Genomic DNA, 22,170 nt, shown 5'->3' on the forward strand with positions numbered 1-22,170 from the left:
CGCGTAAAAGTATATAATTTCTGCAACCTTTGTTTTTTTTAGGATGCTTGTTAAAAAAAATGTTCATAATAAAAGCAAAATCAACTTCGTTATAGCTCAGTCAATACAATACATTTGGACTTCTAAACGAACTTGCATGATACGCAAAAAATCCCTTTTAATTATTGGTTTATTATGGATGGGAATCGGTTCGGTTTCCGCTCAGAAATCGGCTATTTATACTTATTCATCAGATGATTTTGACCGTGCGGTGGCCTTGTACAAAGCAGCGCAATATCAGTCGGCGCAAATTATTTTTGATCGTGTTAAATCTCAAAGCAAAGATGCTGAAATTCAAGCGGATTGCGCTTTTTACAGCGCCAATTGCGGAATTCATTTAGAACAACCTGATGCCGATGAACAAATCGAACATTTTGTACGCGATTACCCAACAAGTCCTAAGCAAAATGAGGCTTATTTGGGTGTTTCACGATATTATTTTAATCAAGGCAAATTTCCACAAGCATTGGAATGGTCTGAAAAAGTAAATGAAAACACACTTGATTACGAAGATCAAGATCGTTATTATTTTCAGAAAGGGTATTGTCATTTTAGTGCCGGGCACAAAAAAGAAGCCGCTTCTTTTTTCAATAAAGTCATCAATTCAAAAGATTATGCTTCGCAAGCTAAATACTACTTGGGCTTTATGGCATACGAAGGCAATGATTATAAAGAAGCTTCCAAATACTTTGAAGCAGTTGAAGGCGAAGAAAAATATGAAGAAAAACTTTCGTATTTCAAGGCAGATATGGCTTTTAAATCGGGTAATTTTCAAAAGGCGATTGAACTCGGCGTAAAAGCGCTTCCTAAATCAAACGCTCAAGAAAAATCAGAGCTTAATAAAATCATCGGCGAGAGTTATTTTAACCTCAAAGATTACAACAAAGCTCTACCTTATTTAAACGAATACAAAGGCAAAAAAGGCAAATGGAACAATACTGATTTTTATCAACTCGGTTATGTTTATTACCAAAAAGGCGATTTTGAAAACGCGATTTCGCAGTTTAATAAAATCATCGACGGAAACGATGCTGTAGCTCAAAATGCTTATTATCACTTAGGTGAAAGTTATTTTAAAACCAACAAAAAACAGCAGGCGCTCAATGCTTTCAAGAATGCTTCTGAGATGAGTTTTGATGTGAAAATTCAAGAAGATGCACATCTGAATTACGCCAAAATCAGCTACGAAATCGGGAATTCTTATCAGCCGGTTCCGGATGTTTTGTTTGCTTTTATTCAGAAATATCCGAATTCCCCGAGTAAAAATGAAATCGAAAATTTGCTCATCAATTCATACATCACCGCCAAAAATTACAAAGGCGCGCTTGATTTGCTCGAGAAAAACAAAACTTCAGCACAAAACAAAGCCGCTTATCAAAAAGTAACTTTATACCGCGGTTTAGAATTGTATACTGATGGCAATTATATCGATGCTTTGGCAATGTTTAAAAAATCATTGTCACAACCGGTGGATGATCGTTTTTCGGCGCGCGCATCGTTCTGGAAAGGCGAAACAGAATACGGTTTGGACAACTTTTCAGAATCGTTGGCCAGTTTTAAACAATTTGTCGGTTTTGCCCAAGCCAAAGATACACCTGAATACAAAAACAGTCACTATAACATGGCCTATGCTTATTTCAAACTTAAGGAATATGACCAAGCCGGTAATGAGTTTCAACTATACACCGAAAGTGCTAAAGATGATAAAGTTCGACTCAACGATGCTTATTTGCGTTTGGCCGATTGCCGATTTGTAATGGCTAAATATTGGCCGGCCATGGAAGCCTACAACAAAGTGGTTGAACTCAAAAGCGTTGATGCAGATTATGCCGCTTATCAAAAAGCCATCAGCTACGGATTTGTAGCGCGCAATGACAAAAAGATTGAAGACCTCAAAAAAGTAATTGCCAATTATCCAAAATCGCAATACCGAGATGATGCGATGTTTGAGCTAGGCAATACTTATGTAACCGAGAAAAAAAACGACGAAGCCATCAAAACCTACGATCAATTATTGGCTGAATCCAAAACCGGAAACTACGCCTCAAAAGCCATTTTGCGTCAAGGTTTGGTGTATTACAATGCCGAGAACGATACTCAGGCTTTGAACAAATTTAAGAAGTTGGCGGCTGAATATCCGAAAAGCCCGGAAGCTGTTGAAGCTGTGGCCACTGCGCGTTTGATTTATCTTGACAACGGAAAAATCGACGAATACGCCACTTGGGTAAAAACACTTGATTTTGTGGCGGTGACGGATGCAGAACTCGACAATGACACCTATGAAGCTGCTGAAAAGCAATATTTGCAAAACAACACCAAACAAGCGATTTCAAATTTGAGCGGATATGTATCTAAATTTCCGAATGGTGTACATGCCCTCAAAGCCAATTTCTATTTGGCGCAATCGTATTTTACAGATGGAAATCCTGATAAATCTGTTGCTCACTATGAATTTGTCGCATCAAAACAACGCAACGAATTTACTGAACCATCACTCGCGCGTTTGGCTGAGATTTACCTCAAAAAAGACAATACGGACAAATCAATTGCGATGCTCAAACGTTTGGAAACCGAAGCTGATTTTCCGCAGAACGTCACTTTTGCGCAATCCAATTTGATGAAAACCTATTATGAAACCAAAGATTTTCCGTCTGCGGTAGTTTATGCCGAAAAAGTCATGGCCAATCCGAAAACTGATAACAAAGTCAAATCTGATGCGCAAATCATTGTGGCGCGTGCAGCCATTCAAACCGGAGACGAAGCCAAAGCGCGTGCGGCTTATGCCAAATTGCAAACCATTGCGCGTGGTGAATTGGCTGCCGAAGCTTTGTATTACGACGCTTATTTTAAAAACAAAGATGGCAAGTTTGAAGCATCCAATACGGCGGTTCAGAAGTTGTCTAAAGATTATTCCGGATATAAATATTTTGGAGCCAAAGGCTTGGTGGTGATGGCCAAAAATTTTTACGGGCTTAAAGACAGTTTTCAAGCTACTTATATATTAGATAGCGTGATTAAGAACTTCACTACTTTTCCTGAAATTGTTGAAGAAGCGCAAAAAGAGTTGTCTGCCATCAAAGCGCAGGAAGCACAGACCAATTCATCCATTCAAAACTAAAGCTACTGAGCCGCTGAGATATTGAGCGCCTGAGATCAAACTCAGAAGCTTAGCAACTAAAATAAACAATATGAGAATCAAGATTCAATTTATATTACCGATTTTATTGATTGCTGGACAATTGTCGGCGCAGAAAAAAGACGAAAACATCGGAACAGAAGTGGTCAATGTAGTAAAACCTTACACTCCGACGATTTCAGATGCGTTTAAAGTTAAAGAAAATCCACCGCTTGAAGATGAGGATAATACCAAAAAAGAAACGATTAATTATTCTATTTTTTCGTTTCCGGTGGCTTCAACTTTTGTGCCTTCAAAAGGAAAAGCGGCCAACGTTGATAAAGAACAAAAGCAGCGTTTATACAGCAACTATGTAACCGGCGGAGTTGGAAGTTTTTTGAATCTTTTAGGCGAATTATACGTTACCCAAGAAATTAGCGATACTGATTATGCTGCCGGTATGTTCAAGCATTTTTCGTCACTTTCTGATATTAAAGAATCTAAACTCGATAGCAAATTTTCGAACACCGCGCTAGATCTAACATACGGAAGCCGCAAAAGCAAATATTCGTGGAATGCCGATTTAGGTTATCAGTTGCAGCGCCAATATTGGTATGGTTTACCCGATGAATTCGGACAAGCTCTAACACCTACTGAAATCAATCAAGCCATTAGCCATATTGACCAATTGCAAACTTATCACAACTTTTCATTGGGTGGCAAAATCAAATTTAAAGAAAGCATTTTTAACGGCATGAATCTTAATTACAATCGTTTTTGGGATGCCTACAAATCAGCAGAAAACCGTTTGATTTTGCAACCAACCTTGAATTTTGATATGCTCAACAAACATGTAACGACAGAGTTTACGGTAGATCATCTCTCGGGTTCTTTTGACAAAGAGTACAGCGGTGCGGCCGGATATCAATACAGTTTTACCAATTTAGGCGTTTACCCGAGCTTTGGAATGAAAAAAGATGATTGGTCTTTCAGTATCGGAGCAGCTTTGGTGTATGGAATAGACAGCGAGCACAGCAACAGCGAACTTTTCTTTTATCCACGCGCCAATGCAACGCTCAAAATTGTCGATCAATACATGATGTTTTACACCGGAATTGACGGCGGATTAGAGCAAAATTCATATCGCAGTTTAACGAATGAAAATTTATATGTTTCGCCAACGCTAACCATAGCACCAACCGATCGTCAGTATGAGGTTTACGCCGGACTCAAAGGAAAACTGGCCAGCAATATTAGTTACAACGTAAAAGGCGCTTTACTCAACGAGAAAAACAAACCGCTTTTTGTGGCCAATGATTTTCATGATATTCCCGTCAATAAAGAAATGTATCAATACGGAAACTCATTCGGTATAACCTATGATTTGGTGCGCACTTTACGTTTGTTTGGCGAACTTAGAGCTGATTTTACCAAGAATATTTCAGCAGGTGTGAGCGGAACCTTCAACCAATACACCATGGATTATGAAGCCGAGCCTTGGAATTTACCGCAAATTGAACTTGCCGCCAACCTAGATGTCAACATTACTCCAAAATGGTACGCTGGTGCGAAAGTATTTTTTGTGGGCGACCGAAAAGACCGTCAAGCGAATTTAGATATCATTAGTTTGGTGCCCATTGATTATACCAAAACAGTCAAAGCTTATTTTGATGCCAATGCGCATGTGGGTTATAAATACAGCGATCGTTTGACCGGATTTTTACGATTGAATAATATCGGAAATCAAGCTTATGAGAAATGGTTGAATTATCCGGTGCAATCGTTTCAGATTTTACTCGGGGTCAATTATAAGTTTGATTTTTAATTGTCAGTTGTTTAAAGATGACTTTCAAGCAAAAAGTACTCGCGCAGCACAAACAATTGGTTCAAGATAAGATAGATGTGTTTCGTGACCGCATTGCCGAACTCGCACTTGATGCGCAAAACGATGCCAAAAGCTCAGCTGGTGACAAGCATGAAACCGCTTTGTCAATGATGCAACTTGAGCAAGAAAAACTCAACGTCAAACTCGCAGAATATTTGGCTCAAAAAACACTTTTAGAGAAAATTAATCCTGAACTTACTTCTGAACGAATTGCTTTAGGAAGTTTAGTTCAAGCCAATAAAATGTGGTTGTTTTTATCTGCGGCGCTTCCTAAAATCACGGTAGACGAAAAGTCGATTATAGCTGTTTCGCTTCAGTCGCCACTCGGGCAAGTCTTGCTCGGACAAACGGTCGGTTTTTCGTTTGAAATTAATAAAACGCAGTATCTTATAGAAGAATGCCATTAAGATAGATGGCTCATCAGTTATAAATCATGCCGTTTATGAATTGTAAGCGGCATTTCTTTTTTGAGGTAAATTAGTTTTAATTTTTCTGTTATTTTATAAATTAAGTTTTATAATGTAATTAAATATTATTTTTTGTTTTACATATTAAACTTAAATTTCATTTTTGCTTCACGAAAATTAAAAACAAATATTATGTGCGGAATTGTTTGCGCCTTTGACTTAAAACAAAAATCAGAAACCTTGCGTCCGAAAGTGCTTGAGATGGCCAAAATCATTCGTCATCGCGGCCCGGATTGGAGCGGAATTTACAGCAATGATAAAGCTATTTTGGCTCATGAACGATTGGCAATTGTTGATCCGGCCTCCGGAAAGCAACCGCTTTTTAGCGAAGACCAAAAACTCATCTTGGCCGCCAATGGTGAAATTTATAACCACAGAGCTTTGCGCAAACAATTTGACGGAAAATATACTTTTCAAACCCAATCAGATTGTGAAGTCATTTTGGCTTTGTATCGCGAAAAAGGCGTTCACTTTATGGATGAACTCAACGGTATTTTTGGTTTTGCCATTTACGATGCCGAAAACGACGAATACTTTATAGCGCGTGATCATATGGGCATCATTCCGCTCTATATGGGTTGGGATCAAAATGGAACTTTTTATGTAGCCTCTGAGCTCAAAGCTTTAGAAGGTCAATGCACCAAAATTGAATTGTTTCCACCCGGGCATTATTTGTCAAGCAAAGATGGCAAACTCGTTCCATGGTATCACCGCGAATGGACCGAATACGATGCAGTAAAAGACAATTCAACCAGCATTCAAGAACTCAGAGAAGCTTTAGAGGCGGCGGTCCATCGTCAGTTGATGAGTGATGTTCCGTATGGTGTATTGCTTTCCGGCGGATTAGATTCATCGATTACATCAGCTATTGCTAAAAAATTCGCCCAAAAACGCATTGAAACCGACGATCAATCTGAAGCTTGGTATCCGCAATTGCATTCATTTGCGGTAGGATTAGAAGGTTCGCCTGATTTGGCAGCCGCCCGAAAAGTAGCCGATCATTTGGGTACGATTCACCACGAAATTAAATTCACCATTCAAGAAGGACTCGATGCCGTGCGCGATGTGATTTACAATCTTGAAACCTATGATGTAACCACCGTTCGCGCCTCGACACCGATGTATTTAATGGCACGCGTGATTAAATCTATGGGCATTAAAATGGTTTTATCGGGTGAAGGCTCTGACGAATTATTTGGTGGATATTTATACTTTCACAAAGCGCCGAATGCCCAAGAATTCCACGAAGAAACCGTTCGAAAGTTGAGCAAACTGCATATGTATGATTGTTTGCGTGCCAACAAAAGTTTGGCGGCTTGGGGCATTGAAGGGCGCGTTCCGTTTTTAGACAAAGAATTTATGGATGTAGCGATGCGCATCAACCCGCAAGATAAAATGATCAATGGCGAACGCATGGAAAAATGGGTTTTGAGAAAGGCTTTTGAAGATATGTTGCCCGAGAGCGTTGCTTGGCGCCAAAAAGAACAATTCAGCGATGGTGTGGGTTATAGCTGGATTGACACGCTCAAAGCTACGGTAGCGCGTGAAATCTCTGACGAGCAATTGGCCAATGCGAAGTATAAATTTCCGTTGCAAACGCCAACATCAAAAGAAGAATATTATTACCGTTCTATTTTTAACGAACATTTTCCGAGCGATACAGCCGCCTTGTGTGTTCCGCAAGAAGCTAGTGTGGCTTGTAGTACCAAAATTGCTTTAGAGTGGGATGAGGCTTTTAAAAACCTCAATGATCCGTCGGGTAGAGCCGTGGCCAACGTGCACGACGACGCTTATGTAAAAGAATAAAATTGAGTTAGATAAATATTGTTTAAGTGTAATTAGTTAGTAATTTTAAAGCGTCGAGATGAATGCTCTCGGCGCTTTTTTTATGAGTTTTACGCTTTCTTTTCAGTTTTACGATTTACCGCTCAAACATCCGTTTACCATTTCGCGCTATACGGTGAATATTCAGAAAACCGTGATTGTCACCATCTCTGACGGAACCATTTCCGGTTACGGCGAAGCTACCGCAAATCCGTATTATCACAGTACCCAAGAGCGTTTGCAACAAACTTTATCGCTTTTAAAACCCGTTGTTGATGCTGCTGAATTGATAGCGCCGCAAGATTTGTGGGCTCAAATGCGGCCGCTGGTGGGCGATGATTATTTTGCGCTTTGTGCTGTGGATATGGCTTATTGGGATTATTACGCGCGAAAAAACAACAGAACATTGCGCAGTTATTGGTCTGAGAACGATGCTAAAACGCCCATGACTTCTTATACCATTGGCATTGATTCGATTGAAGTGATGCAGCAAAAAATCCTCGAGCAACCTTGGCCTTTATACAAAATTAAACTCGGAACGACTGATGATTTGGCCTTGCTCAAAAGCTTGCGCTCGGTAACTGATGCCGTTTTTAGAATTGACGCTAATTGCGCTTGGACGGCACAGCAAACTATTGAATATGCACCTCTGTTGAAGGAACTCAACGTTGAGTTTATCGAACAACCGCTCAAAGCCGAAAATCTCACCGGAATGCAGTGGGTCAAGCAGTACTCAGTTTTGCCTGTTTTGGCCGATGAAAGTTGTCAGCAAGAAACTGATGTTGCAGTCTGTGCCGATGGTTTTCACGGCATCAATATCAAACTCATGAAATGCGGTGGAATCACTCCGGCTTTGCGGATGATTCATCATGCCCGAAAATTGGGTTTAAAAGTCATGGCGGGCTGTATGACCGAATCAACGGTAGGTATTTCTGGTTTGTGTCAGTTGGCGCCGCTTTTGGATTATCTCGATGCCGATGGAGCTTTGCTTTTGGCGCAAGATATCGCCACCGGTGTGCACTTTGAATCGGGTCAAATTCGCTATGCGCAAACGGCTGGAACCGGCGTGCAAATCAAGTCGTAAAACATCAACATTTTGTTGATAACTTCCCTCTGAAAAGTGGTCATTTTACTGGCTAATCTTAACTGAATTTATATATTTGCGTGACAAAGAAAAAAACTATTTTTTACTGAAGATTTTTATGAGCGAAGAAGCTAAAAAACACAATTATTCGGCCGACAGTATTCAGGCGTTAGAAGGAATGGAGCACGTAAGAATGCGTCCATCCATGTACATCGGAGATACCGGAGTCAGAGGTTTGCATCACTTGGTTTATGAGGTGGTTGACAACTCGATTGACGAGGCGTTGGCTGGACATTGTGATACGATTACGGTAAGTATAAACGAAGATAACTCAGTCACGGTTGAAGATAACGGTCGTGGTATTCCGGTAGACATGCACAAAAAAGAAGGCGTGTCAGCATTAGAGGTTGTTATGACTAAAATTGGTGCCGGTGGTAAGTTTGATAAAGATTCATACAAGGTTTCCGGAGGTTTGCACGGAGTTGGTGTTTCGTGTGTGAATGCACTTTCTGATCATTTGCGCGCCACAGTATTCCGCGACGGTAAAGTTTGGGAACAAGAATACGAACGCGGAAAAGCCATGTATCCGGTCAAGCAAATTGGTGAAACAACCAAGCGCGGAACCACGGTTACTTTTAAACCGGACGGAAGTATTTTTACGCAAACCCTTGAGTATTCTTATGATACATTGGCAGCTCGTATGCGTGAGCTCGCTTATTTGAACAAAGGAATCACGATTACTTTGATGGATAAAAGAGCCACCAAAGAAAACGGAGATTTTGAAGGCGAAACTTTTCACTCAAAAGAAGGTTTGAAAGAATTCGTCAAGTTTTTAGATGGCAACCGCGTGCCGATTATTGGGCACGTGATTTCTATGGAAAACGAAAAAGGCGAGATTCCGGTTGAGGTGGCTTTGATATACAACGATAGCTATTCAGAGAATATTTTTTCATACGTTAACAACATCAATACCCACGAAGGCGGAACGCATTTGCAAGGTTTTAGAATGGGGCTTACCCGAACCTTGAAAAAATATGCTGACGCATCCGGTTTGCTCGATAAACTCAAATTTGAAATTTCGGGTGATGACTTCCGTGAGGGTTTAACGGCGATTATTTCGGTAAAAGTGGCCGAGCCTCAGTTTGAGGGTCAGACCAAAACCAAATTAGGGAATCGTGAAGTAGTTTCGCCGGTTTCACAAGCCGTAGCAGAAATGCTCGAAAACTACCTCGAAGAAAACCCGAACGATGCGCGTATCATTGTGCAAAAAGTAATCTTGGCGGCTCAGGCGCGTCATGCAGCCAAAAAAGCGCGCGAGATGGTACAACGCAAAACCGTTTTGGGCGGTGGCGGATTGCCGGGTAAATTATCTGATTGTTCTGAGCAAGATCCGGCTAGATGTGAGATTTACTTGGTTGAGGGTGACTCGGCGGGTGGAACGGCCAAACAAGGACGCGATCGTGCTTTTCAAGCAATTTTGCCTTTGCGTGGTAAGATTCTCAATGTAGAAAAAGCCATGCATCACAAGGTTTTTGAAAACGAAGAAATCAGAAACATCTTTACAGCTCTGGGCGTAACAGTCGGGACCGAAGAAGACAGCAAAGCCCTCAATCTTGAAAAATTGCGCTACCACAAAGTCATCATCATGTGTGATGCCGATGTTGACGGTAGCCACATTTCTACTTTGATTTTGACATTCTTCTTCAGATTCATGAAAGAACTCATCGAAGAAGGACACGTTTATATTGCAGCGCCACCTTTGTACCTTGTTAAAAAAGGAAACAAAAAAGAGTACGCTTGGAACGATGATCAACGCGATTTGGCCAACGAACGTATGGGCGGAAGCGCTGCGATTCAACGATACAAAGGTTTGGGTGAAATGAACGCCGAACAACTTTGGGAAACCACCATGGATCCGAACGCCAGAACTTTGCGTCAAGTAACCATTGATAGTTTGACTGAAGCTGACCGAGTGTTCTCTATGTTGATGGGCGATGAGGTTCCGCCTCGTAGAGAGTTTATCGAGAAGAATGCGGTGTATGCAAACATTGATGCGTAATTAATTACAATCGAATCTTATGAAAACTAAAATTATAGGGTTGTCTGTTTTTGCTGTTCTTGTATTGACCAGTGCAACTTCAATCAAAACTGTTCAATCAGACTTGTCAGAAAAATTGATCGGAACCTGGCAGTGGAATACGATCATCGATGCCGAAACAAAAGAAAGTATGGGGCTCGATATGGTCACTATGGGCATGGCCAGCGAAGTGAAAACGGAATTCAAAAAGGATAAAACCTATATTGAAAGTAAACTCAAAAAAGGAACCACCGACTGGTCTAACTTAAGCGGCGAATGGAAAATAGAAGATGGCGATGTGCTGAATCTCAAAGCCAAAGACAAGTGGAGGCCGAGCAAGGTTGTGAAGATGTCTAATGATTCTTTGTTGCTTCAGATGAACCCGAAGATGCTCTTGTTGATGATCAAAAAGAAATAACCGGAAGAGAAACAAGTAATATTAAGGATAACAATACCCTAGCCCCGATAGAGCCGGTATCCTCGCAGCGTAGCGGAGAGATATAGGCGAAAGCGGGATTAGCTTCCAAAAAAAATAAAACAAAACGACTAAAATAATTTAAAATGAAAGTTACCATAGTAGGAGCAGGCAACGTAGGAGCGACCTGTGCTGATGTAATGGCTTATCGCGGAATTGCCAGCGAAATTGTAGTGCTCGATATCAAAGAAGGTTTTGCTGAAGGTAAAGCCATGGATATCTCACAATGCACTTCAAACACAGGTTTTAATACTCGTGTGACGGGTGTTACCAATGATTATTCAAAAACAGCCAACAGTGATGTGGTGGTGATTACTTCGGGGATTCCGAGAAAACCGGGCATGACGCGTGAAGAATTAATTGGCATCAACGCCGGTATTGTTAAAGGTGTGGCTGAAAATTTATTGAAACACTCGCCTGATGCCATTATGGTGGTGGTTTCAAACCCGATGGATACGATGACTTATTTGGCGCTTAAATCAACCGGTTTGCCTAAAAACAGAATCATTGGTATGGGCGGAGCGCTTGATAGCTCACGTTTTAAATATTATTTGGCAAAGGCCTTAGATAAACCAATCAATGATATTTCTGCGATGGTGATTGGTGGTCACGGTGATACAACCATGATTCCGTTGACACGTTTGGCCTCTTACAACGGAATCCCTGTGTCAGAATTTTTGTCTGAAGATGCATTGGCTAAAGTAGCAGCTGACACCATGGTGGGCGGTGCAACTTTAACCGGATTGCTCGGAACTTCAGCTTGGTATGCGCCGGGCGCTTCAGTAGCTTATTTGGTGGATAGCATTTTGAACGATCAAAAGAAAATGATTGCTTGTTCGGTGTTTTTAGAAGGTGAATATGGTTTCAACGATATTTGTATTGGTGTTCCGTGTATCATTGGTAAAAATGGTGTTGAAGAGATTCTAAATATCAACTTAAACGATACCGAAAAAGCAGCTTTGGCTAAAAGCGCCGATGCCGTTCGTGCTATGAATGCCGATTTGAAATCAGTTTTAGGATAAAATCAATTTACCTATTATATAAAGGACTGCATTTTTGCAGTCTTTTTTTATATTAATTGTGCAAATAAATTGGTTAATCTTTTGGTAAATTATATATTTGCTCGGTTTATAAAAAACAGGCTTTGTTGGGTTTTTTACTATTTTTTGAGAATAATTAAAAATTCACAAACTGTTTTAACAAAAGTGTGTTACATTACAAACAAAAATTAATTAATTATTAGTAATAATGCAGAATAGAGGACTCGTTAAATTCTTTGCAATTTTATTTGCATTGGTAAGTATTTACCAGCTCACTTTCACATTCGTTGCGCATAACGTTGAAAATGATGCGAAGATCTATGCGAAAGGAAACACCGAAAAAGAAGTAAAATATCTTGATTCTATCGGAAAGGTAAAAGTGTTCAATTTGGGCTTTACCGATTTTACTTACAATGAAGTAAAAGAAAAGAAAATCAACAAAGGTTTGGATCTTGAGGGCGGTATCAATGTACAGCTTCAGGTGTCGGTAAAAGACATTGTAAAAGGTTTGGCCAACAATTCTAAAAACCCGGTTTTCAACGAGGCCTTAGCCAATGCTACCAAAAACAGACAAGGTAATGAAGATTATCTAGATGTTTTCTTCAAAGAATTTGAGGCAGCTGCTAAAGGAACCACCAAATTAGCTTCGCCGGACATTTTCGCCAACAAAAACATGGGCGAAGAAATCAACTTCAAAATGTCTGATGATGAGGCCAAAAAAGTCATTCGTAGAAAAGTAGCTGAATCTATTGAGAGTGCTTTTGAAGTACTCAGAAAACGTATCGATAAATTTGGTGTTACGCAACCCAACATTCAAAAGTTAGGTCAATCCGGAAGAATCTTGGTAGAACTTCCGGGTGCTAAAGACGTAGATCGTATCAAAAGATTATTGCAAAGTACCGCTCAATTAGAGTTCTGGGAAACCTACAAAATTGACGATTTAGGTAACTTCTTGATGGCGGCCAACAATGCATTAAAAGCCACTGAAAAAGTTGCTCCTGCTCAAGAAACCAAAACAGCGGTAAACGATTCCATCAACAAGTTGTTGACTGATGATAAAGCTAAAGATTCAACTGCTACCAAAAAAGGAAACAATCCATTGATTGATAAAATGGTTGGTCAAGGTGGTGGGCCGGTTTTGGCCTTGTTTGACCCGAAAGATACCGCAGTTGTAAACAGCTATTTCAAACGTACTGACATCAGAGCTTTATTGCCTGCTGACAAACGTTATGCAAAATTTGTTTGGGGTAAAGCTTCTACTGATGTAGATGAGAAAACCAAAAAAGAAGTAACTACCGTTGCTTTGTATGCATTAAAAGGAAACCGCAACAATCAAGCTAATTTGAGTGGTGGTGTAGTAACTGATGCCAAAGATTCATTCGACCAATTGGGTAAACCATCGGTAACCATGCAAATGAATGGTGCTGGTGCCAAAGCTTGGGAAGAATTAACCGGAAAAGCATACAGTACCAAAGGATACATTGCTATTGTACTTGATGATATCGTTTATTCTGCACCTGGTGTTACCAGCGGACCAATCTCGGGTGGTCGTTCAGAAATTTCAGGTGTTTTTGATGTAACAGAAACCAAAGACTTAGCCAATGTTTTGCGTGCGGGTAAATTACCAGCTGCTGCCGAAATTGTGCAATCAGAAGTTGTTGGTCCATCATTGGGTCAAGAAGCGATTGATAACGGAACCACTTCATCCATCATCGGTTTATTGATCGTTGCATTGTGGATGTTGGTGTATTACGGAAAATCAGGTTGGTATGCCAATTTGGCTTTGCTCGTGAACTTGTTATTCTTGTTCGGAATCTTAGCTAGCTTAGGTGCAGTATTGACTTTGCCGGGTATTGCCGGTATTGTACTCACCATGGGTACAGCCGTTGATGCCAACATTATTATTTACGAACGTGCCAAAGAAGAATTGCGTGCCGGAAAAGCTATTGATGAGGCCATCAAAGCTTCATTCGGATGGAAAGGTGCGATGCGTTCAATTGTTGATGCCAACGTAACCCACGTTTTGACTGGTGCGGTATTATTGATTTTCGGTACAGGCCCTATTCAAGGTTTTGCTACTACTTTATTAATTGGTATTGCCACTTCGTTATTTACTTCAATTTTTATTTCAAGAATTCTTTTGGATTGGAGTTTGAGCAAAGGCAATAAATTGACTTTTACGACGAACTTCTCTAAAAACTTCTTTACCAATTTCCACTTTGATTTCTTGGGAATTAAAAAGTACACTTATGTTTTCTCATTGGTAGTTTGTGTAGTGAGTGTTGTTTCATTGGCAACACACGGTTTGAATTACGGTGTTGATTTTGAAGGTGGACGTACTTTTGAAGTTCGTTTTGAAAAACCAGTTTCTGCCGAAGAAGTAAAAGCTGAGTTATTACCCGTATTTGACGGTAGTGCTGAAGCCAAAGTTTTTGGTAAAGACAACCAATTAAAAATTACTACTAAATACCGCGTAAACGAATCAGGAACTGAGGTAGATCACCAAGTAAACGAAATTCTTTACAATACGCTTAAAAAGCACTTTGATGCCAACATGACTTATGACAAGTTTGTCAACATTTATGATGGTAAAAAATACGGGGTATTACACGGTTATAAAGTAAGCGCATCTGTTTCTGACGATATCAAAACCAACTCTTACTGGGCGGTTCTTGGTGCCATGATGATTGTTTGCTTGTACTTGGTGATTTCGTTCAGAAAATGGCAGTACAGCTTAGGAGCTTTGGCTGCTGTTGCGCACGACGTTATCTTCGTATTAGGAGCTTATTCATTACTCTGGAAATATATGCCATTCGGAATGGAAATCGATCAGCACTTTATCGCGGCGATTCTTACCGTAATTGGGTATTCAATGAACGATACCGTAATTGTATTTGACCGTGTACGTGAATACTTAGCTGGTAAAGCCAAAGGTAACTTCAACCAAATCGTTAACCAATCGATCAACTCAACGATGTCAAGAACCATCAATACCTCACTCACCATGATATTGGTATTGCTCATCATGTTCATCTTTGGTGGTGAATCCATCCGCGGATTTATCTTCGCGATGTTGATTGGTATCGTAGTCGGTACTTATTCATCACTCTTTATCGCTACGCCGGTATTGTGCGACACCATCTCTAAAGAAGAGCACAAACGCATCGAAGAAGAGCACAACAGAGACTAATTTTAGTTTGTTATAAATCAAAGCCCGGTAGTAATATCGGGCTTTTTTTTTGAGTGACTCTGACTTTTTGAAGCTGATCCGGCTGTGCGCTTTATCTTTTAAACCTACAAGGTTTTCAAAACCTCGCAGGTTCAAAAGGATGCCGCTTCCATCCGGGCTAGGGCAGCAGCGTTATTTTAAAACCTAGCTATTATTAATAATATCTGTCATGAATACCGACGGTTTTAGCCTGTAATATTGCTTTATGTTGGCCATCATTGATTTTAATTAGTGCTCTAAAAAGCGCTAAATAAATCCTGTTGAAACCTTTTATTAAAGTAGTTTTGATGGGTAAAAAGATTGTTTCAATATTCAAAAAAAAATAGCCCGATCATCGTCGAGCTATTCTTATATTTTCTGAGTTAAGTAATTTTTATTCTTCGCCTTCAATGGGCTTGTCGGCTGTAATTACAAAGTAAAATCCAATCAAAATAAACGGAATACTGAGCCATTGTCCGGTTGAAAACAAACCTAGAAATTCTTCAAATCCGCCTTGGCTTTCTTTGACATATTCAACCACAAAGCGCACAGACCACAGCAAAATTAAAAACAGTCCGAATAAAAAGCCCAAACGCTCACGAACATTGGTTCTCCAATACAAAAAGAACAAAATCGCAAACACAAAAACATAGCAAATCGATTCGTATAATTGCGCCGGATGTCTCGCCGGAACTTCTTGCAAAAGCGCGCTGAATTTTGGGTCGTGTGCAATGGCGTTATAAGCATCGTTGGCGTTGCTCAATTGTGTTTTTACCATGGCTTCACGCGCTGAGAATTGGTCGCGTACAAATCTGATTCCAAAAGCAGAGTCTGTGGTTTGGCCAATAATTTCTGAATTAAAAAAGTTGCCGATGCGCACAAAAATAGCTCCGCTGGCCACCGGAATCACCACGCGGTCCAAAACCCAAAGCAATGGGCGTTTCATGATGTTTTTGCTAAAAAAATACATCGAAACAATAATGGCAATCGCTGCGCCATGACTCGCTAAACCTTGAAATCCGGTAAATTCAAAACTCGGTGAAAATCTGAACGGCAGTAAAATTTCAGATAAATGATTGCTGTAATATTCCCAATCATAAAAAAACACGTGCCCTAATCGCGCGCCCAACAAAGTAGCTAAAACGGTCCAAATGAACAATGAATCGAGTTTTTCAAGCGATTCGTTTTCGCGCTCAAAAATGCGTTTCATAATGTACCAGCCCAAACCAAAGGCAATCACAAACATCAAACTATAGTAGCGAATAACAAAAAAGCCAAGATCTATTCCTTCAGTAGGGTTCCAAATCATTGATAAAGCAGTGCTCATATAGGTTAGGTTTTGGGTTGTTAGACTGTAAAAATATAAAAATTAGCCTGAACGCTCAGTGCTTGTGCGGGCTTTTTTTGCTCGGCACCGGATCATAACCCGAAGCGCCCCACGGATGACAACGGCTAATTCTTTTCAGAGCTAGCCATCCGCCTTTGCGCAAACCATGTGTTTGAATCGCCTCGATTGAATATTGCGAGCAAGTCGGTTCAAATCGGCAAGCTGCCGGTGTAAACGGTGATATACCATATTGGTAAAACCGAATCAAAGCAATGAATGGTTTGCGAAACATATTTGAAACAAATGTTTTCATAAATAAAAAGCCGGTCTTGTAACCGGCCTGTTTTTATAGCGTGAAGGTGGTTCCTTCTTTTCCGTCTTTCAGCTGAATGCCCAGTGCCAACAATTGATCGCGAATTTGGTCTGACAACGCAAAGTTTCTATCGGCTCGAGCCTGATTGCGCATCTCAATCAAAAGTGCTACGGTGCCTTCCAATTTTTTCACATGACTTTGACTTCCGCTTTCTTTTTCGTTCACCAAGCCCAAAACATCATATACAAATGTGTTCATGGTTTGTTCCAGCAAGGCCAAATCAGTTGCGTTCAAAGTTGCGGTTCCGTCATTGACAATATTGATGAATCGCACGCCTTCAAACAAATGCGAAATCATAATCGGCGTGTTGAAATCGTCGTTCATAGCTTCATAACATACGTTCTTCCAAGCCGTAATATCGAGTGATGAACTGCTTGAAGCCGGTAATGATTTGAGTTTGTCCATGGCTTCCATCAAACGGTTAAAGCCTTTTTCACTGGCCATCATTGCATCGTTTGAAATATCTAAAACGCTGCGGTAATGCGCTTGCATAAAGCAAAAACGCACAATGCTCGGGTGAAATTCTTTTTCAAAAAAATCATTGTCGCCATTAACCAATTGCATTGGTAAAATATAATTCCCAGTTGATTTACTCATGCGTAGACCATTCATGGTGAGCATGTTGGTGTGCATCCAGTAACGCACCGGAGCATGACCATTGCACGCTTTTCCTTGGGCAATTTCACATTCGTGGTGCGGAAATTTCAAATCCATACCGCCGCCGTGAATGTCAAATTCTTGGCCCAGATATTTGGTGCTCATAGCGGTGCATTCTAAGTGCCAACCCGGAAAACCTTCGCCCCAAGGTGAGTTCCAACGCATGATGTGCGCTGGGGAGGCTTTTTTCCAGAGCGCAAAATCTTGTGGGTTTTTCTTTTCGTTCTGACCGTCTAAATCACGGGTGTTGGCAATTAAGTCGTCAATATTTCGGTTGTTGAGTTCGCCATAATTGAGCCCGCGTTTGTTGTATTCAACCACATCAAAATACACCGAACCTTGACTTTCATAGGCAAATCCTGTATCGATGAGTTTTTGGGTCAACTCAATTTGTTCAACGATGTGTCCGGTAGCTGTGGGTTCAATGGTTGGTGGTAAAAAATTAAACTCGTCCAACACTTTTCTGAAGTCAACAGTATATTTCTGAACCACTTCCATGGGTTCAAGCTTTTCTAAGCGCGATTGTTTGACAAATCTGTCGTTTTCAACATTGCCATCATCAGTTAAATGCCCAGCATCGGTAATATTGCGAACATATCTTACTTTAAAACCCAAATGCAATAAATAGCGATAAATCATATCAAATGACATAAATGTTCGCACATTGCCCAAATGTACATTGCTATATACCGTCGGTCCACAAACATACAAACCAACATTGCCCGTATGAAGCGGTGTAAAGATCTCTTTTTCGCCTGAAAGCGAATTGTATATTTTCAACGTTTGGTTAGAATAGAGTGATGTCATTTGTTTTTTTGAAGCTATTTCCCGCTTTCGCCTTTATCTCCCGATGGCTCGGGAGGATACCGGCTCAATCGGGGCTAGAGGTGAGCGAATTCTATTAAAATTTCGTTTCGAGTTTAATGTATTCTAAAAATTCTTTGCGTTTGTTTTCGTCTTTAAAAATACCGCCGTATTCAGCAGTTACAGTGCTGCTTTCAATGTCGCGAATCCCGCGTGAGTTCACACACAAATGTTTGGCATCAATCACACAAGCTACGTCTTGAGTATTCAAAACGAGTTGTAGTTCTTGTACAATTTGCATGGTCAAACGCTCTTGAACTTGTGGTCTTTTAGCGTAATAATCAACAATTCGGTTCATTTTTGAAAGCCCAATGACTTTCCCGGTTGACACATACGCTACGTGTGCGCGGCCAATAATTGGCAATAAGTGATGCTCACAAGTTGAATAAAGCGTGATGTTTTTTTCAACCAGCATTTCACCGTATTTATATTGATTGTCAAAAGTTGATGAACCCGGTTTTTTGCTTGGGTTCAAGCCTCCGAATATTTCTTTGACAAACATTTTGGCTACTCGGTTGGGTGTTCCTTTCAAACTGTCGTCTGTCAGGTCCATGCCCAAAGTGTTTAAGATGCTCTCAACATCTTTTTTAATGGATTCAATTTTTTGTTCATCGCTCAAATCAAATGCATCTTTTCGAACAGGATTCATAGCCTGTGAAAAGAAGTGGTCGTCTCCGATTTCTTCGTGAAACTCGTTTGGGTTTGTCATGATAGGTGTTAAGATTTTCAGCCGTCAAAGATAAAAATAATATTCTAGCATCATTGTATTTCTTACAGCCGAGATTAGTGTTTTTCTATTGATTTTAAAGGTTGCGCCAAGATATGTGGTTTAAATATCAATTTTATTTAAACATAAGTGAAAAATAGATTAAAAAATTTGTAAATTTCCCGTCAAAAAAAAAGAAATGAAAAAGAACTTACTCCTAACCGGGTTGATGACTCTTACTTTTTGGTTGAATACATTTGGACAAGTTCCAACCATTGAAGTTAGTTTGCCAACGCCTTCTCCTGCTTGTAATTCAGGTGATTGTACCAGCCTAACCGCTGTTTATCCAAATTTAAATCAGACCACAACTTACACGGCCACGCAGGTTACTTATGCGCCAAATTATCCGTTTACTGGTGGTTTTGTGTTAAATGCCTCTGCCGATGATGTCTGGTCACCGGTATTTAATTTGCCCTTTAATTTTGTTTTCTACGGAAACACGTACAACAAAGTAATCATTGGCTCTAATGGTGTTATTAGTTTTGATATTGCCAACGCTGGCGGATTTTGCCCTTGGGCCTACACAGGTGTAATTCCAAGTGCAGCTTGCCCTATTCGCAACGCTATTTTTGGTGTTTATCAAGATACCAATATTGCTGCGCCTCCTGTTACGAATCCTTTAGTTCAAAATGTGAATTATTACGTGCTTGATACTGGAGTTAATGCTGCGCCAAATCGTGTTTTTGTTGCCAATTGGAACCAATTACCGCAGTATAGTTGTGGGGCAGGTGTCGGATTACAAACTTCTCAAATTGTACTTCATGAAGGAACTAATATCATTGAAGTAATTGTAAAAGATAGAACTTGTTGCGCCGGCTGGAACGGAGGAAATGGTATTATAGGAACCATCAACTCTACCGGAACTGTTGCAACTCCGATTCCCGGACATAACGGGGGCGGATGTTGGGCATCGACCAATCAATCGTATCAGTTTACTCCATCATCACCGGCTTTAGTGCCAACCACACTTAATTGGCTCAAAGATGGAGCTCCTTTCGGAACAGTTAATGAAAATCCTTTAAATGTATGCCCAACAGGACCGGCTACTTACACGGCTATTGTACAGTATACCAATCCTAACGGCTCTACTTTTTCGGTAGACGCCAGTATTAGTGTTGATGTAGCTCCGCCTTTGCCTATTCTTGATCCGCAAGATATTGATATTTGTACTACAGGTGCTCCGCCATATGTTGTTAATATAGATCAAAATGCACATATCTTAAATGGAGTGCCAAGTCCGACTGATTATGCTATTAAATATTATACAGACGCTACTGACGCTCAGAATGACGCTCCAACCAATATCAATTTTGCCTCTGATGCTGATTTAGCTACATTTTTAGTCAATTCAGTTCCAACAACTATTTATGTTCGTATGGAAGATTTGGTTTCAACAGGTTGTTACAACATACGTCCTTTTGTTATTGATGGCGGGGCTCCCTCCGGAACCATTTCATATGGAGCTAATCCTTATTGTAATAACATAACAACCCCTCAGTTAGTTACCGAAAACTCACTTTCTTCAGGCGGAACCTATTCGGCTACACCACCGGGATTAATTATTGACCCCAATACGGGAGCAATTACTCCTTATGGCAGTACTGTTAATACCTACACGGTAACTTACGAAATAGCTGCTACCGCAACTTGCCCTGTTTTTAGTACTACAGCTCAAGTTCAAATTGAGCCATGTAGTTGTTCTGTAATTGCTTCAACCAACAGTCAAAATTTGTGTGTTAATACAATTTTATCGCCAATTACATATACTACAACCAACGGTATTGATTCTGTAAATATCATAAGTGGTGTACTACCTACAGGAATTAGCGGTAATTTGAGTTCAGGAACTTATACTTTATCAGGTGTTCCTTCAGTAGCCGGTGTTTATACTTTTACCGTTGAAGCCACTTCGGGAGTTGATGTTTGTACCTCAACTACAACTATTACGGTTGATCCTGCTGCCACCATGAGTTTGTCGGCATCGAGTAATGATAACCAAACTCTTTGTGTCAACACAGCAATAGCACCGATTGTTTACAATACAACCAATGGTGTGACGAGTGTTGTTGCTAATAATTTGCCGACTGGTGTAACCGGTTCTTTCTCGGCTTCGGGTGATTTTACAATTTCGGGTTCTCCAAGCGCGACAGGTGTTTTCAATTACACAGTTACTTCTTCAGGTGGTTGCGGCTCAGTTACTTTAGCGGGTACCATTACTGTTAATCCAGATGCAACAATTACTCATTCATCCGGATCAACAGCACAAATAGTTTGTATTAACACAGCAATTACAAATATTGTATACAACTTAAGTAATGTTGATGCAACAGGTGCCACGGTAACGGGTCTACCTGCCGGAGTTAACGGAGTATACAATTCGGGTGTATTCACTATTTCAGGAACACCAAGTGTTTCAGGTGTTTTTCCGTATACAGTAACCACTAGTGGTTTGTGTGCTACGCCATTACTTAGTGGCAGCATTACGGTTGATCCTGATGTTACACTCACTTTGAATATTGCTGGTACTGATGTACAAACTTTGTGTGTGAACTCATCTTTGTTTACTCCTATTTCATACAATTTGGGCAATGGAGCTACTGGTGTAACTGCTATTGGTCTGCCAACAGGAATCACAGGAGTAGTAAGCGGAAATACTTATACATTAAGTGGTATACCTACCGCAACAGGAATCTTTAACTACAGCTTGACCACTACAGGCGGTTGTTCTACTGCTACTCAAAGCGGCACAATTACAGTTGATTCAGATTCAACAATAGTTTTAAGTTCATCTTCATCATCTAATATCCAAACAGTTTGTACCAATGAGTCATTACCTGTAAATATAGTTTATACTACGACTCATTCGAGCGATGTTACTTCTATAGGATTGCCACCTGGTATGACGGGTGTTTATTCTTCAGGTACATATACCATATCTGGTTCCTCAACTACAGCAGGTGTTTACAATT

13 protein-coding genes and 1 pseudogene are annotated in these 22,170 nt (G+C 40.3%); 10 read left to right on the plus strand and 4 right to left on the minus strand.

What is annotated here, in order from left to right:
- Positions 1-136: 136 nt before the first annotated feature.
- The 9 genes from KIH23_RS12480 (at position 137) to secDF (ending at position 15,196) form a co-directional block, all read left to right on the plus strand.
- Positions 137-3,157 (plus strand): tetratricopeptide repeat protein, encoded by a 3,021-nt coding sequence (locus tag KIH23_RS12480; RefSeq protein ID WP_213213832.1) that lies wholly within the window; start codon positions 137-139, stop codon positions 3,155-3,157.
- 70 nt (positions 3,158-3,227) lie between these two features.
- The gene (locus KIH23_RS12485; protein ID WP_213213833.1) at positions 3,228-4,979 is read left to right on the plus strand and encodes a TonB-dependent receptor; all 1,752 of its coding nucleotides are present in this window, start codon (positions 3,228-3,230) and stop codon (positions 4,977-4,979) included.
- A gap of 17 nt (positions 4,980-4,996) precedes the next feature.
- The gene (locus KIH23_RS12490) at positions 4,997-5,446 is read left to right on the plus strand and encodes a hypothetical protein (protein ID WP_213213834.1); all 450 of its coding nucleotides are present in this window, start codon (positions 4,997-4,999) and stop codon (positions 5,444-5,446) included.
- Positions 5,447-5,638: 192 nt separating this feature from the next.
- Positions 5,639-7,312: an asparagine synthase B gene (asnB, locus tag KIH23_RS12495; protein WP_213213835.1), complete on the plus strand. Its 1,674-nt coding sequence runs from the start codon at positions 5,639-5,641 to the stop codon at positions 7,310-7,312.
- Positions 7,313-7,370: 58 nt separating this feature from the next.
- Positions 7,371-8,414: a dipeptide epimerase gene (locus tag KIH23_RS12500; RefSeq protein WP_249684917.1), complete on the plus strand. Its 1,044-nt coding sequence runs from the start codon at positions 7,371-7,373 to the stop codon at positions 8,412-8,414.
- 118 nt (positions 8,415-8,532) lie between these two features.
- The gene (gene gyrB, locus KIH23_RS12505; protein ID WP_213213836.1) at positions 8,533-10,473 is read left to right on the plus strand and encodes a DNA topoisomerase (ATP-hydrolyzing) subunit B; all 1,941 of its coding nucleotides are present in this window, start codon (positions 8,533-8,535) and stop codon (positions 10,471-10,473) included.
- A gap of 19 nt (positions 10,474-10,492) precedes the next feature.
- Entirely contained in the window at positions 10,493-10,909 is a 417-nt protein-coding gene (locus KIH23_RS12510; RefSeq protein ID WP_213213837.1) for a lipocalin family protein, read from the plus strand.
- A 143-nt stretch (positions 10,910-11,052) separates the two neighbouring features.
- Complete coding sequence (mdh, locus tag KIH23_RS12515) at positions 11,053-11,988, plus strand: malate dehydrogenase (protein ID WP_213213838.1); 936 nt, start codon at positions 11,053-11,055, stop codon at positions 11,986-11,988.
- A gap of 226 nt (positions 11,989-12,214) precedes the next feature.
- Entirely contained in the window at positions 12,215-15,196 is a 2,982-nt protein-coding gene (gene secDF, locus KIH23_RS12520) for a protein translocase subunit SecDF (protein WP_213213839.1), read from the plus strand.
- Positions 15,197-15,608: 412 nt separating this feature from the next.
- Here secDF and lgt read toward each other — a convergent pair whose 3' ends face one another.
- The 4 genes from lgt to folE all read right to left on the minus strand — a co-directional run bounded on the left by lgt (position 15,609) and on the right by folE (position 19,144).
- Positions 15,609-16,541: a prolipoprotein diacylglyceryl transferase gene (gene lgt, locus KIH23_RS12525; protein ID WP_213213840.1), complete on the minus strand. Its 933-nt coding sequence runs from the start codon at positions 16,539-16,541 to the stop codon at positions 15,609-15,611.
- Positions 16,542-16,596: 55 nt separating this feature from the next.
- A complete protein-coding gene (yidD, locus tag KIH23_RS12530) occupies positions 16,597-16,854 on the minus strand; it encodes a membrane protein insertion efficiency factor YidD (RefSeq protein WP_249684919.1) in 258 nt (85 codons plus the stop codon).
- Between the two features lie 33 nt (positions 16,855-16,887).
- Positions 16,888-18,378, minus strand: a complete 1,491-nt coding sequence (gene cysS / locus KIH23_RS12535; protein WP_213213841.1) for a cysteine--tRNA ligase — start codon at positions 18,376-18,378, stop codon at positions 16,888-16,890.
- Between the two features lie 94 nt (positions 18,379-18,472).
- Positions 18,473-19,144, minus strand: coding sequence for a GTP cyclohydrolase I FolE (gene folE / locus KIH23_RS12540; RefSeq protein WP_213213842.1), 672 nt, complete (start codon positions 19,142-19,144; stop codon positions 18,473-18,475).
- Positions 19,145-19,340: 196 nt separating this feature from the next.
- Between folE and KIH23_RS12545 the strand changes: the two are divergent.
- Positions 19,341-22,170 (plus strand): annotated as a pseudogene (locus KIH23_RS12545) (hypothetical protein); the annotation flags it as partial.

This window comes from Flavobacterium sp. CYK-55 (assembly GCF_018413465.1).
In the GTDB taxonomy this organism is placed as follows: domain Bacteria; phylum Bacteroidota; class Bacteroidia; order Flavobacteriales; family Flavobacteriaceae; genus Flavobacterium.